Annotated in this window: 14 protein-coding genes and 1 tRNA gene; 7 read left to right on the top strand and 8 right to left on the bottom strand. The window is 57.2% G+C overall.

All coding sequences use genetic code 11. The features are described 5' to 3' along the window. The first annotated feature begins 12 nt into the window (after positions 1-12). The 3 genes from lacG (at position 13) to DXD24_RS04245 (ending at position 2,293) form a co-directional block, all read left to right on the top strand. Positions 13-1,434 carry a 6-phospho-beta-galactosidase gene (gene lacG, locus DXD24_RS04255; RefSeq protein ID WP_199407933.1) on the top strand — a complete coding sequence of 474 codons (1,422 nt, stop codon included), beginning with the start codon at positions 13-15 and terminating at the stop codon, positions 1,432-1,434. 297 nt (positions 1,435-1,731) lie between these two features. Continuing rightward, positions 1,732-1,998: a type II toxin-antitoxin system Phd/YefM family antitoxin gene (locus tag DXD24_RS04250; protein WP_117564761.1), complete on the top strand. Its 267-nt coding sequence runs from the start codon at positions 1,732-1,734 to the stop codon at positions 1,996-1,998. Next, on the top strand, positions 1,988-2,293 hold the full coding sequence (locus tag DXD24_RS04245) for a type II toxin-antitoxin system RelE/ParE family toxin (RefSeq protein WP_117564760.1): 306 nt from the start codon (positions 1,988-1,990) through the stop codon (positions 2,291-2,293). Before DXD24_RS04250 ends, DXD24_RS04245 begins: the two co-directional genes overlap by 11 nt. A 110-nt stretch (positions 2,294-2,403) precedes the next feature. Here the strand turns inward: DXD24_RS04245 and DXD24_RS04240 are convergent, their stop codons facing one another. Beyond that, positions 2,404-3,168, bottom strand: a complete 765-nt coding sequence (locus DXD24_RS04240) for a DeoR/GlpR family DNA-binding transcription regulator (protein WP_233502325.1) — start codon at positions 3,166-3,168, stop codon at positions 2,404-2,406. Positions 3,169-3,374: 206 nt separating this feature from the next. Between DXD24_RS04240 and DXD24_RS04235 the strand changes: the two genes are divergently transcribed. After that, complete coding sequence (locus tag DXD24_RS04235) at positions 3,375-4,427, top strand: aldose epimerase family protein (RefSeq protein WP_117564759.1); 1,053 nt, start codon at positions 3,375-3,377, stop codon at positions 4,425-4,427. A 194-nt stretch (positions 4,428-4,621) separates the two neighbouring features. Here DXD24_RS04235 and DXD24_RS04230 read toward each other — a convergent pair whose 3' ends face one another. Then, positions 4,622-5,887, bottom strand: a complete 1,266-nt coding sequence (locus DXD24_RS04230) for an ATP-binding protein (protein WP_158550147.1) — start codon at positions 5,885-5,887, stop codon at positions 4,622-4,624. 455 nt (positions 5,888-6,342) lie between these two features. Then, entirely contained in the window at positions 6,343-6,825 is a 483-nt protein-coding gene (locus tag DXD24_RS04225) for a PTS sugar transporter subunit IIB (protein ID WP_117564757.1), read from the bottom strand. A 216-nt stretch (positions 6,826-7,041) separates the two neighbouring features. Between DXD24_RS04225 and DXD24_RS04220 the strand changes: the two genes are divergently transcribed. Next, a tRNA-Thr gene (locus DXD24_RS04220) sits at positions 7,042-7,117 on the top strand. A gap of 780 nt (positions 7,118-7,897) precedes the next feature. Beyond that, positions 7,898-8,263, top strand: a complete 366-nt coding sequence (locus DXD24_RS04215) for a hypothetical protein (protein ID WP_117564756.1) — start codon at positions 7,898-7,900, stop codon at positions 8,261-8,263. A gap of 135 nt (positions 8,264-8,398) precedes the next feature. Here the strand turns inward: DXD24_RS04215 and DXD24_RS04210 are convergent, their stop codons facing one another. From DXD24_RS04210 to DXD24_RS04195, 4 genes are read right to left on the bottom strand one after another with little or no spacing between them, the layout of a single operon-like run. Next, complete coding sequence (locus DXD24_RS04210; RefSeq protein WP_117564755.1) at positions 8,399-8,872, bottom strand: YhcH/YjgK/YiaL family protein; 474 nt, start codon at positions 8,870-8,872, stop codon at positions 8,399-8,401. A 32-nt stretch (positions 8,873-8,904) separates the two neighbouring features. After that, positions 8,905-9,072, bottom strand: coding sequence for a hypothetical protein (locus DXD24_RS04205; protein ID WP_199407932.1), 168 nt, complete (start codon positions 9,070-9,072; stop codon positions 8,905-8,907). A 4-nt stretch (positions 9,073-9,076) separates the two neighbouring features. Further along, positions 9,077-10,012, bottom strand: a complete 936-nt coding sequence (locus DXD24_RS04200) for a hexose kinase (protein ID WP_117646249.1) — start codon at positions 10,010-10,012, stop codon at positions 9,077-9,079. Between the two features lie 59 nt (positions 10,013-10,071). After that, positions 10,072-10,953: an aldose 1-epimerase family protein gene (locus DXD24_RS04195; protein ID WP_117564753.1), complete on the bottom strand. Its 882-nt coding sequence runs from the start codon at positions 10,951-10,953 to the stop codon at positions 10,072-10,074. Positions 10,954-11,109: 156 nt separating this feature from the next. Here DXD24_RS04195 and DXD24_RS04190 point away from each other — a divergent pair, with 156 nt between their 5' ends. Further along, positions 11,110-11,694, top strand: coding sequence for a flavodoxin domain-containing protein (locus tag DXD24_RS04190; RefSeq protein ID WP_229089801.1), 585 nt, complete (start codon positions 11,110-11,112; stop codon positions 11,692-11,694). A gap of 75 nt (positions 11,695-11,769) precedes the next feature. Here the strand turns inward: DXD24_RS04190 and nagA are convergent, their stop codons facing one another. Beyond that, a complete protein-coding gene (gene nagA, locus DXD24_RS04185) occupies positions 11,770-12,939 on the bottom strand; it encodes an N-acetylglucosamine-6-phosphate deacetylase (RefSeq protein WP_117646248.1) in 1,170 nt (389 codons plus the stop codon). Positions 12,940-13,028 lie beyond the last annotated feature (89 nt).

The raw sequence follows: 13,028 nt of genomic DNA, 5'->3' as shown, positions 1-13,028 counted from the left end.
AAAGGATGACTCATGACCAACCCCATGCAGTTCCCCGACGGCTTTGTGTTTGGCGGCGCCACCGCTGCTTACCAGGTTGAAGGCGAGACCCGTACACACGGCAAGGGCAAAGTGCCCTGGGACGATTTCCTGGCTGCTCAGGGTCGCTTCTCCCCCGATCCTGCAAGCGACTTCTACAACAAATATCCGGTCGATATCGACCTGTGCCAGCGCTTCGGCATCAACGGCATCCGTGTCTCCATCGCCTGGAGCCGCATCTTCCCCAACGGCACTGGCGAGATCAACCCCGAGGGCGTCGCCTTCTATCACGAGCTCTTTGCCACCTGCAACAATGCCGGCGTTATCCCCTATGTCACGCTCGATCACTTCGATACGCCCGAGGCCTTTTATCAGGACGGCGGCGAGGGCTTCCTGACGCGCACGACCATCGATGCCTTCGTCGAGTACGCCAAGTTCTGCTTTGCCGAGTTCACCGAGGTCAAGCACTGGTTTACCTTTAACGAGATTCCCGCGACCGCCGAGGGCAGCTTTATCGTCGGCAACTGGCCGCACGGCGAGAAGTATCGCTTGGACAAGGCCTTCCAGCTCATGCACAACATGATGGTGGCCCACGCCAAGGCTGTCGTCGCCTTCCATGAGGGCGGCTTTGAGGGCGAGATCGGCATCGTCCAGAACCTGGAGCCCAAGTATCCCCTCAACCCCAACAGCGCTGCCGACTGTGAGGCAGCTCGCATGGCCGACGTCATCAACAACCGCTGGGTACTCGACGCCACCTTCCGCGGCCACTATGCAGCCGACACCATGGAGGCTGCGACCAAGCTGGCCCATATCGCCGGCGGCGAGCTCGACGTCCGCGATGAGGACATCGCCGCGCTGACCGCCGCGCTCCCCTACAACGATTGCCTGGGCGTCAACACCTACAAGTGCCAGTTCCTGCGTGCCGCCGAGGGCGAAAACGACATCAACCACAATGGCACCGGCGACAAGGGCTCCTCGCGCTGGTTCCTCAAGGGCGTGGGCGAGTCATGCGTGCGCGAAGGCGTTCCCACCACCGATTGGGACTGGATCATCTATCCTGAGGGCTTGTACGATCTGCTGCTCCGCATTAAAAACGATTACCCCAACTACAAGAAGATCTACATCACCGAGAACGGCATGGGCTATAAGGACGACTTCGAGGACGGCTTTATCGACGACGCCCCTCGTATCGACTACATGCGCCAGCATCTCGCGTGGATCCTCAAGGCAATCGACGGCGGCGTGAACGTCGACGGCTACTTTGTGTGGTCGCTGCAGGATCAGTTCTCCTGGACCAACGGCTACAACAAGCGCTATGGTCTGTTCTACATCGACTTTGAGACCCAGAAGCGCTATCCCAAGGCGAGCGCGTACTGGTACAAGAACGTCGCAGAGACCGGCCTGCTCATGGCCTAGTTTCCACCGCATACCCCCTGTCGGCCGCATGCGAATCCCTCCGCGGGTTCGCATGCGGCCTTTTTTATTTTGGCTCGGTCCGAACAGGCCGTTTGTCTCAATCTGTAACATCTAGCAGGGGTTTTCGGCCCTACCTGTTACAGATCGAGACAAACGGGTAGCCCGAAGCAGAATATCTCGATCTGTAACATCTAACCCGGTTTTCTACTCCCAACTGTTACAGATTGAGATAATCCAACGACGCCGACGTTTTAACATACCGTGGTACAATTGTGTCCCGACGCAAAGGAGGTACCCATGTCAGCTTGTGTGCCCGTCCGAGATATGAAGGACACTGCTGCATTCACCACGCTTGTTGAGTCTGAGCGCGACGTCACCGTAACTAAGAACGGCTACGAGGCCATGCACTGCATCAGCAGCGACCAGTATCGCCTCATGCAAGAAGAAATCGCCAAGGCAAAACTGCTGTCTCGTATGATGTTGGCAGAAGACGAAATATCGCAAGGCGACTACAGCGACTACGAATCCTTCGCGGCTTCGATACGAGACAAATATGACCTATAACGTCGTAATCCTCAAAAGCGCACGATATGAGTACGAGAGTATTGTCGGATACCTTGCTCAAATCCTCAAGAATCCGCGTGCAGCGGGCAATTTTGTCGCTGAGTTTGAATATCAGCTTGATCTGCTTCGCGAGCAGCCGCTTTTACGTCCCCTCTCGCACATGCAAGAGCTAGCGGCACGTAATTACCGATCGTTTCCCGTCAACAACTACGTGTGTCTATACAAGTTTGAGCACGAAACAATCTATATCGCCCACATCTTTCATCAGTCACAGAACTACGCCCGCCTGGTCTAGCCCACAAGCTGAATACCTGGCCCGAGCGCATATGCATATCATTCTGCGCGTCATTGTGAAGCGATAATCCCCGCGCCGGCAGAGGACAGAAGTATCGTCTGCGGCGTTAGCTAGCAGATGACCTGCGTGTGCTCCTCGATGGCGGCGCGGTCCTCGACCGAGATACCCGGCTCGCACACCACGGCATCCAGGCTGTCCAGGCGGCAGAAGGTGTAGAAGTCGCGCTTGCCGATCTTGCTGGAGTCGGCGATCAGATAGCGCGAGTCGGCCTTGCTAAAAGCGAGCTGCTGGATACGGCCCTCGTCCATGTTGGACGTAGACACGTCGCCATCCAGAATGCCGTTGGCGCCGATAAACGCCGCATCGATGCCCAGCGCACGCAGGGTATCCTCGGCCGTCGGTCCCACAAAAGCGGCGGTGCGGCGACGGTACATACCGCCCACGAGGCACAGCTCGCAGTCTTCGCGCGCCTCGAGCAGGTTAAACACCGAAAGCGAATTGGTCACAATGCGCAGGCGAAACGTCGGCAGCATCGAGGCCATCTGCTCAACCGTGGTGCCCGTGCCCAAAAAGATAGTAGAGCCCTCCTCGATAAGCTCCACAGCACGGCGTGCGATCTGCAGTTTTTCCTCGGCATGCTTGGTGCGCTTTTCGCTGTGCGAATACTCATGGCGCAACATAGCGTGGGGACGACCCTGCGCACTGCGGGCGCCGCCGTGCACGCGCTCGATCTCACCCAGACTCGCAAGTTCTTCGAGGTCGCGGCGAATCGTCATGTCCGAAACGCCCAGCGCATCCGAAATCTCCTTGACCGAGACCGTGCCCTGCTCCTCGAGCAGCTGACGAACCTTATCCTGTCGCTCTGCCTTAATCACGATGAATCCTCGCCGTTCTCTGCGCGCATATCATTCAAACAGTAACGAACAAATTGTATCAGACTCGTACGCGTCAAAAATGAACGCCCACGCAGCCCTAATCATCACTTTTTTGAGAAAAATACCCCCTGCTTTAGTGGGGTGTAGTGATAATCTTGCCTGTTCGCGCTACAGTTTGTCCGAAATACCTCGATGTTAGGAACTAAATGATCACTTCCGAGCTTTTCGGCACCGCGCCGTGCGGTACCCCCGTTCATCGCTACACCCTCAACGGGCCCGAGATCTGCGTTCGCATTATGGACTATGGCGCCACCGTGCTGGGCATCGACGTGCCCGACATCCCCGGCAACGTGCGTGATGTGGTGCTGGGCTTCGATAAGCTCGAGGATTACTTTGACAACCCCGCCTGCTTTGGCGCGACCATCGGCCCCGTGGCAAACCGCATCGCGGGCGCCACGATCACCATCGCCGGCACGGACTGGCATATGCCGGCCAACGAAGGTGTCAACAACCTGCACAGCGATCTTGAGCACGGCCTGCACAAGCGCGTGTGGGATGTTGAGCTCGACGAGGTCCACAACGCCGTGCGCATGACCACCTCGCTTGAGGATGGCGAGCTGGGTCTCCCCGGCAACCGCACCTTTACGGCCGTGTTTACCGTTACACGCACCGGACGTTTCCGTATCGAGTATGGCTGCGAGAGCGACCGCGCCACCTACGTGTCCATGACCAACCACACGTACTTTAACCTTGCCGGTCATAACGCCGGCATGGACTGTGAGCACTTCTTTGTTGCCAACGCTGCCCACTACCTGCCCATCAACGAGCAGAGCATCCCCACCGGCGAGATCGCTCCGGTCGAGGGCACGCCGTTTGACTTTCGCGAGCTGCGCCCCGTCGCGCCTGGCATGGAGGCCGACGATCCGCAGATTAAGCACGCCCGTGGCTACGATCACTGTCTGTGCATCGATGGCTATCAGTACGGCCGTAATCTGCGCCGCGCGATGCACGTCGAGGAGATGTGGACCGGCCGTGAGCTGGACTACTACACCACCGCCCCGGGCGTGCAGCTCTACACCGGCAACTGGCTGGGTGACGAGCACGCCAAGGACGATGCCAACTATGGCTGGGGCGCCGGCTTTGCCCTCGAGGCAGAGATGTACCCCGACACGCCGCACCAGCCGCTGTTCCCGCAGGGCATTGTGGGCCCGGGTCACCCCTACAGCAATGTGATCGAGTACCACTTTATGAGGCATTAAGCCCACAACGCGACATATCGCACAGCAGCGCCCGCCGGCACCACCGCCGACGGGCGTTTTTCTACCTAGTCATTGGGGGCGTTCCTAAACGACTAGTCGTTGGGGACACTCTTTGCCGAATGTGGCCGCCGCATCATCGATGATGCCGTGTCCTCGCGCGCAATGGTGGCGTCCGTCCCGCTTCGACCGTCGCGTTACGGCGCGAGAACATCCAGCGGAACAACTTGGACGCCACGCTCGGTAACATAGGCTTGCGAACCAAACCCGATGATCACGACTTTCGAAACTGGCGGGTTGTTTCCGGCGGCAACCATACGCTTCTCGACAGCAATAAGGCTGTCAGACGCCTCTTCGATTTGGGCGGAGCTGAGCTTGATTTCGACCGGGATCCACGTTCCACCGGGAGCCGCAATGACTGCATCGACTTCTAGATCGCGAGAATCGTGATAGTGATAGAGGCCCATTCCATTTGCCTGCGCATAAACCCACAAATCATGAAGGGCCAACGATTCAAAAAGCAGCCCAAGCGTCTTGAAATCTAGCAGCAATGTCGCCGGAGTCGCTCCGAGCGCAGCGGCCGCCAGTGACGGATCAGCGAGATGATGCTTCTTCGATTCTCTTAAGTGCACGGGAGATCTCATTGCGGGGTTCCATGCGGGAATATCGCGAACGAAACTAACCCGAGCGAGAAGGGATATATATGATGCCGCCGTTTGTCTCGATACTTCTCCACCAAGATCGGCTACGAGCGTCTTGAGTGTCGCCAAAGTGGATTCATTGCGCGCAAGCGATTCGATGACAGCTTTGACCTTTTCAGGGTCGCGGCGAGAGCCGTCGACACGAGACAAATCTTCTTCGGCGACTATGCCGATGTAACGTTTCGCCATCGCCGACGCAGCCAGCGCATCGCGACCGACCGCCGCGGGCCATCCGCCACGGACAACGTACTCGGCAATCGAGGCGGAATCCAGCGATCCGAAAGCGCCATTGAACTTTTCGCCAGAAATAATGCCCGACAGCTTAACCGCGCCGCTGGATTTCCCAAGCTCGAAAAGCGTCATGGTATCCATGCGCAATTTAGCGAACCTTCCAGCGCCACTGTGCATTGGACGTTCGTCGTCTCGCGGTGTCGCTGACCCCGTAAATATGAACTGACCAGGCTCGCCGCTGCGGTTGTCGCACTCAAACCGTGCCGCGTCCCAAAGTTTCGGAACCTCCTGCCACTCGTCAATCAGCCGCGGCACCTCGCCGGAAACGGCAAGAGCCGGGTCAGTCTCGGCACGCAAGCGATTCTCGAAGTTGCGGGACGGGTCCATGAGAAGGAGCCTGGACGCCGCACGGGTCTCGGCCGTGGTCGTCTTTCCGCACCATTTCGGTCCTTCGATGAGAACGGCACCGAATATCCCTAGCATCTGGTCGAGCTCATTTTCGATAATTCGAGTGTAGTACTTTTTTGGCATATTTTTCACCATTGTTTATCAGCGCGTTTAACCAAATTTACAGTTTACATTTAACCAAATTTCGGTTATCTGATTAACCATATTTACGCAATTCAATTAACGAAACAGATTTAGGAGCCGTTTTTGCGAACGGCTTAAGCTGTGGTGCAGTCATTGACGTTCTAAAAGACTAGTCGAAAGGGACACTCTTTTCATAGCTCCGACACATGCGCCAACATGCCTGAAATCGGCGCGCTACAGATTGCGCCCATCTACTACTTTTACTCCCGCACCCCTGACCATACGCCCCTATTTTCAAAAATCGCACGTTCGCTACCTGCGGTTTTAATATTGAGATTTTCATCGTTGTTCGAGGTAAGCGACCAAAAGTAGTAGATGGCCCCAATTCCTGGCCGAGGGCATCTCGCCGCTCCTCCACGGGAAAATACGATCCGTTTTCCTCCGTCCCCAAGGAATCACGCGAGCAGGTTCTCGATAGGATCTGGGTCGGAGCTGGGGAGATAACGGATTTCCAGCTCTATGCCGAGCGCTTGGAGTTCTTTGAGGGCGGCGACGTCTGCATCGTCAATGGCAACCGCGGGCGTCACAGGACGCTTGCCCTCCCCTGCCTGCATATGGCCGATGCTAATCTTGGTGATCGGCACACCACCCTTAACCAGCGCGAGCGCGTCGGCAGGTGAGGCTACCATGACCAGAATCCATTGACGCGGCGTTGCGGTATGAATGATGTCGATAGCCCTTTGCACCGAGAAAAACCGCGTCCAGACGCCTTCTGGCGCCGCCACCCTCATAGGTGCCCAATGGCGCGAATCCGCCGCGATCTCATCGTTGACGATCAGAACAAGGTTGGAGCCCACGGCTTCGTTCCACAGCTCAACGTCTTGCCCGTAAATAAACCGGTCATCGATACGTGTAAGAAGAATCTTGGGTTGAGCCATGGCTGCCCCATTCTGTTTGAGACCCATACGAGCGGGACGTCGGCCACCAACTCAACAGCAGGTCAAGTAACAAATGGGCACTGCAGACATCACGCCTCTAATATTAGTGCATTTAGTGCATTTAAAGTGAGAAAAGCCGTCAGAACACTTGCGCGGATGTGCGATGTCCCGTATCATAGACACCCGTTGATGCCTCAGTTGCGTCATCATATGGCCGCCAGCGTAGCTCAGTTGGTAGAGCACCGCTCTCGTAAAGCGGGGGTCACCGGTTCGAGCCCGGTCGCTGGCTCCATTACACAAGATAGCCGCCTTCGGGCGGCTTTTTTGTTGCCGATTTTGAGTGCGTGCGCGCCAATCCAAACATCGCCACGTCAACGGCGGCCCACTCGGTGGACTTCGGGTTTAATGCTTAGGGGCGGGGATTTACCAAAGTGAAATCTTAATGAAAAGAAACCCAGCTGCAACAATTGCCATGGTGAGGGCTCAAATTGGCCATATAGATCTAAAATAGTCACAATATACAAATGTCGAGAGATATTGGCGATATAGATGAAAAGAACTAAGGGTTTTCTTTTGCTGGTATTGATGCTGCTCGGACTGTTCTGCCTGAGTGGCCCTTCTTGGGCCAAGGCTGCCTGTCCTGAAGGTGAGCCTTAGCAGTCTTATACGGGCAGCCTGCTGATAACTGCTAAGGAGGGCGATGCCGACTCTCAGTCTGGGGTAAATCCCCTTGCCACTTTGAGGGGGACGGCGGAACGGTCAAGCTTGACCATATTGGTAGCGGGATTTTGAGGTGGCAAGTTCTTCCGGACAAAATTGCGAACGATCCCTTCTCTTTTGCTGGAACGATTTATCCATACAAGGTTGTGAGCGGAAAACAAAAATACGTCGATTGCTATCCGACAAACGGGTCTGGAATTGCATTCGCCGGCATTTCGGGGCAGATTGATACACATGTACGAAAGGGAACCTAAGTGGTGCGTTGGGTTGGAGCTGCTGCAGGTCCGATATGGATTGCGGTCTTGCGCCCCGATGTCCAAATAGGTTTCTCTCTCTAGACGGGAAGTTGCTCATGGACGCCATATATGACGGAGATGACTGGGTCGATCATTATACTTGGCGCCTGGTCGGCTCGAACGACAATGGGGATGTGGTGTTTGATGGACTATGTCCAAAGCATCTCCATCCTTTTGTCTCGTCGTTAATTGAGAGTTCCGCTCGTGTTGCCCCCTACAGCTCGGCATCGCTTCATGATACGGACGTTTTGAAGACCATAAGGGAGTCAATTGACGATGGCACGATGAGCGGCCCGCTGTTTTCTCGGCTTGTGGGGCTAGATGAGATTGGCTCGAAACGACTGCTTGCGGGCGAAAAAGTGGAACTCACTTATCGGTCGATGATTTCAATCCTGCGGCTAGCCGATGTTCTTCGCAAATAAATGAGGCTTCCCTATTCAAAAACAGAAAACCCCGCCAAACGTGATTTCCCTAGGGAAAACCCGTTTGGCGGGGTCCTAGCGTGATTTCCCTAGGGGAATCACGCCATCAGACGAACAGCTCAGCCGAGCAGCCCGTTACTCCTGCCAGTAGGCGTCGGCAAGCAGCTTAAAGCAAATCTTCTTGACCGGCTGTGCGCCATCGCCCGGGAACTCGAGCGTGGGCATGTGAGGCTCACCGGCAACGAACAGCGCGAACTTGTCGTCGGCAAGATCGCCGGCGATTGAAGCGTCGGAATCGACCAAATCGTAGTCGTCCTTCTCGTCAAACTCCTGGACCAGCGTCAGGCTACCCGTAGCGACCTTAAAGGCCTCGCGACCCTCGACGTCAATCTGCAGGTCGTGATAGCGCTGATGCGTCTCATAGTGAGCCTCGTCCTCGGGACGCGTCGTGGGAGCCATGACGTTCGCAAAGACCTTGTCGCCCAGAATCGGATGGCTGCCGACCTCGAGCTCCGCCGGGTCGTTCTCCTCGAGCCAGTCAATCAGCACGTCGAGGCCCTTGAGCATTCCGCGGTATTCCTCGATATCGCCCAGTGCACCGTAAATCATCTAAATCCCCTCTCGGATCGTTTCTTTGGCGGCTACTCGGCAAACACGTTACCGACGCTGTTGCCACCCACATACGTCTCGACCAGGCTAAGGTCGGGATTGAACACGACAAAGTCGGCGTCGCGCCCCGGCATAATGCTACCGCACTTGTCATCGGCCCTAACCACAAGCAAGCAAGCGATGCCGGGGCCGACGCCCATGCTCTTACAGCTCGGTCACGACAACGCCGTTGTAAACCTCGTCCCAACGATCCATAACCAAGTGGCCAGTCATGGGATCCATGGCATTGAGCTTGCCGCAGGTGTTGGCGGTACGCAGGACCGTCTCGTCATCCGCGCCAGCAGCAATCGCATGTGCGAAGCCGGCAATGGTCGAATCGCCAGAGCCCGTAGCGTTAACGGCGGGGATATCGGGCGTCTTCGCGCGGAACGCACGGCCATTGTGGAAGCCCACGGAGCCGGCAGCGCCCATGGATACGACGACCCAGGTGATATCGGAGAAGCGGGCGTCAGAGGCGAGCGCGGCGCGGAGCTCGTCCACATCGTCGGTGGTAAAGCTCGTGCCCAGAAGGCCGTTGATCTCGGTCAGGTTAGGCTTGACCAGCTCGGGCTTAATTTCGGACTTAAGGGCGGCCTCGAGCGAAGCACCCGAGGTATCGAGCAGCACCTTGGCGCCGGCATTCTCGGCAATGCCCGTGATCTTGGCATAGTAGTCTGCCTCGACGCCGCGGGGCAGCGAACCCGAGATGGTAACGACATCGGCCTTGCTCGCAAGCTCGGCAAACTTGGCGGTAAAGGCATCGAGCTCCTCGGGGGCAATCGTCGGACCGCTCTCGAGCAGCTCGGTCTGGTTGCCGGCGTGGAGGATGTTGAGGCAAATACGAGTCTCGCCCTTGATGGGCACAAAATCATTCTTAATGCCATTGGCGTCCATGAGTTCGGCCATATAGGCGCCCATATGACCACCAAGCAGGCCGGTTGCCACAACGTCGTCGCCCAGCTGGCCCAGGACGCGGGCCACGTTGAGGCCCTTGCCGCCGGCGGTCTTTTCGGGCGTCACGCGGTTGACGTCGTCGATGACGAGCTCATCGAGCTGATAGCGCGTATCGACGGACGGGTTCATCGTAACGGTGAGGATCATTTCTAGCTCCTTATCTCGCAGGCTCCTTATGCCTTGCAAAACGAATTGGCTACATGCGACTACAGAATCTCGATTGTGAACGAGCGTACGATGGTTTCTTTGGGCTTGGCGATAAGGCAGCCACGCTTGTGCTCAAGCACGTCGTCCTCATCGGAGCAGGTCGAAAGGCCGCCCCAGGGTTCAACTGCCACAAAATCGCCCTCGGGCTTGCTCCACACAATGAGATACGGGAAGCCCTCGAAGCTCAGGCGGACGCCCTTGTCCTCGCCCTTCTTGGAAAGCGTGACCTGACGGCTCTCAAGCACGTCAAAGATGGTCTCCGCAAAATCGAAGAGCTCATGCGACAGGGGCAGCGTCTTTCCCACCATGGGGTTCTTTGAACGATTAGCTACATCAATCAATCCGGTCGAGGGCACGGCGGTGCAAAGCTCCGCAGCCTCGTCCTTCTCAAAGCGCAACTCGTAGTCCGTATAGGCCTCGCCCTCATCGAGCGGACACCTAAAGCCGGGATGTCCACCGATAAAGAACGGCATGTCCTCGGTGCCCTCGTTGGTAACCTCATAGGCGACGCGCACAGTGGCGTCCTCGAGCGTATAGCGGGCGACAAGCTTAAACGGATACGGATAATCGCTCAGCAGCGCGGCGTTATCCTCGGATGCCAGGCACATAGCCAGCTCGTTTGCGCTTTGGCTCAACAGCTTCCACTCCTGCTTACGCGCAAAGCCGTGGCGGGCGAGCTTCACATGATGCCCGGCAAACGTCATGGCGTTACCGTCGCGCAGGCCTCCGCAAATCGGAAAGCAGACCGGCGCCTGACCGGACCACACTGCGGGGTCACCCTGCCACAAATACTCGCGTCCGTTAGCCTCAATCGAGGTAAACGAGCCGCCGGCCGTGGAAACCTTGATAGAAATCGAATCGTTGGAAAGAGCGTATTCCATTATCCATCCTTTCGGACAACTGCTTTTTGCTCGCAAGTACCCGTCTCGGCCCTGACCAAAGGACAAACCCGCACGTTCATCGATGCGTCCGGTTTCCCAGCCATACAACGGGGTACCATACAGACATTGATGCAATTACAGCTGAAAGGCCTTCTTATGCGAACCATCATCCTTTATGCCTCGCGCCACCACGGCAATACGAAAAAGCTCGTGGACGCCATCGTCGAGGCGCACCCCGAAATCGATACCCTCGACGTGAAGTCACTCGGTAAAAACGAGTACCCCAACCTGCACGAATATCATCTGATCGGCGTTGCCACGGGCATCTATTACTCCGAGATCGACAAAGATATGGCACGCGTGCTCACCAATGTGCTGCAGCCGCAGGACAAGGTGTTTGGCCTTATGACCTACGGTGGCAAAAACAAGTGGTACGGCAAGGATATCGATGGCATCTGCCGCATGAGGCAGGCCATCTTTATGGGTGTCTACGGCTGCCCCGGCTTTGATACGTGGGGGCCGTTCAAACTCACCGGCGGTGTCCAAAAGGGACACCCGACCGCTGAGGAAATTAAGGGCGCCGTCGATTTCTTCGACAAGATCGAAGACGAGTATGGCGACATCATCGTCGAAGAGTACGCCAAGCGCGAGAAGCGTCTAGCCTACGAGAAGGAGCATCCTGCAGGAGGTCTTGTGGCCGGCGTCAAGCGCACGGCAAAGAAGATCGCTAACAAGCTGTAACTGTAAAGGTGCTTTTGAGCGTTTAACCCATACGGCGGGTCCGAGCAGATTCGGGCCCGCCGTCTTTTTCTATCGTTACTCGGTAAAGGCGTTGCCGACGCTCTGGCCGCCAACATACGTCTCGACGAGGGTGAGCTCGTGGTCGAACACGACAAAGTCGGCGTCACGACCCGGCATGATACTGCCGCACTTATCCTCGATGTGCGCGGAGCGTGCCGGCACCTCGGTTGCCATGCGAATGGCGATATCGGCGCTGGCGATGCCCCAGTCGACGATGTTCTTGACACCCTGGGCAAGCGTGAGCACCGAGCCGGCAATGCTCTTGCCGTCGGCGAGCCAGCACAGGTTGTCTTTCATGATGACGTCCATGCCACCACTGGTGTAGCTGCCCTCGGGCATGCCGCCGCAACCCAGGCAGTCGGTGATGAGCACCGTGTGCTGCCAGCCCTTGGCCTGCAGCAGCGCCTTGATGGCGGCAGGGTTTACGTGCTTGCCGTCACAGATGATCTCGGCGTAGGTCTCGGACGTGGACATAGCAGCACCCACGACACCGGGCTCACGGTGATGCAGCCCGCGCTGGCCGTTATAGGTATGCGTAAAGCAGCTGGCACCGGCGTTGATGGCGGCGATGCACTCATCGTAGGTGGCGTCGGAGTGACCGATGCTGGTCACCACACCCTTGGCGTTCAGAGCAGCCGCATAAGCAGCGGCGCCGTCGCGCTCGGCCGCCATGGCGCTCTTAACGATGCGACCGCCCGCAGCCTCCTGCCACTGATCAAAGACCTCCTCGGAGGGATCGATAAGATAAGCGGGGTTCTGCGCGCCCACGTGCTTCATGGTAAAGAAGGGGCCCTCCAGGTAGATGCCCTGAATGCGAGCACCGCAGAAGTCGGGGCCGCGACCCTCGTCCGCCTGAGCGATGGCGGCGCAGGCGTCCTTGATCTGCTCGACGCCATCGGTGAACGTCGTGGGTAGCCAGCTGGTGGTACCGCGACGGGCGAGCTCAGTCGAGCTGATATCGATACCCTCGGGGTCGTTATCGGTAGTTGAGTGGTTGTAGAAGCCATGGATGTGGGTATCGACCATACCCGGTGCGATCCACGATCCCGTGTAGTCCTTGATCTCGCAAGAGGGCTCGTCGGCCTGCCAGGCGCCAAAGACGCCATCCTCGACCATAAGATAGCCGCCCAGCTGCGGACCTGCCGGCAAGAAGAACTTGTCAGCCTTAATTGCGTACGTGCTCATATGCACTCCTTGCTTCTAAAGCAGTTGACTGTGGTGATGCTTATACCCGGTCCAAGTGAAAACAAAAAGCGCCCGCCCGCCGTTATGAG

It is taken from the genome of Collinsella sp. TF12-2AT (assembly GCF_003436735.1).
In the GTDB taxonomy this organism is placed as follows: Bacteria; Actinomycetota; Coriobacteriia; order Coriobacteriales; family Coriobacteriaceae; genus Collinsella.
Note: the sequence above shows the minus strand (reverse complement) of the source record. Positions and strands in the feature narration are given on the sequence as shown.

Excerpts from the sequence above, each read along its gene's own strand:
- DXD24_RS04215 (WP_117564756.1), top strand. The coding sequence starts at position 7,898 with ATGGACGCCATATATGACGGAGATGACTGGGTCGATCATTATACTTGG.
- DXD24_RS04225 (WP_117564757.1), bottom strand. The coding sequence starts at position 6,825 with ATGGCTCAACCCAAGATTCTTCTTACACGTATCGATGACCGGTTTATT.
- DXD24_RS04190 (WP_229089801.1), top strand. The coding sequence starts at position 11,110 with ATGCGAACCATCATCCTTTATGCCTCGCGCCACCACGGCAATACGAAA.
- DXD24_RS04200 (WP_117646249.1), bottom strand. The coding sequence starts at position 10,012 with ATGATCCTCACCGTTACGATGAACCCGTCCGTCGATACGCGCTATCAG.
- DXD24_RS04245 (WP_117564760.1), top strand. The coding sequence starts at position 1,988 with ATGACCTATAACGTCGTAATCCTCAAAAGCGCACGATATGAGTACGAG.
- DXD24_RS04235 (WP_117564759.1), top strand. The coding sequence starts at position 3,375 with ATGATCACTTCCGAGCTTTTCGGCACCGCGCCGTGCGGTACCCCCGTT.
- DXD24_RS04195 (WP_117564753.1), bottom strand. The coding sequence starts at position 10,953 with ATGGAATACGCTCTTTCCAACGATTCGATTTCTATCAAGGTTTCCACG.
- lacG (WP_199407933.1), top strand. The coding sequence starts at position 13 with ATGACCAACCCCATGCAGTTCCCCGACGGCTTTGTGTTTGGCGGCGCC.
- nagA (WP_117646248.1), bottom strand. The coding sequence starts at position 12,939 with ATGAGCACGTACGCAATTAAGGCTGACAAGTTCTTCTTGCCGGCAGGT.
- DXD24_RS04230 (WP_158550147.1), bottom strand. The coding sequence starts at position 5,887 with ATGCCAAAAAAGTACTACACTCGAATTATCGAAAATGAGCTCGACCAG.
- DXD24_RS04250 (WP_117564761.1), top strand. The coding sequence starts at position 1,732 with ATGTCAGCTTGTGTGCCCGTCCGAGATATGAAGGACACTGCTGCATTC.
- DXD24_RS04205 (WP_199407932.1), bottom strand. The coding sequence starts at position 9,072 with ATGGGCGTCGGCCCCGGCATCGCTTGCTTGCTTGTGGTTAGGGCCGAT.
- DXD24_RS04210 (WP_117564755.1), bottom strand. The coding sequence starts at position 8,872 with ATGATTTACGGTGCACTGGGCGATATCGAGGAATACCGCGGAATGCTC.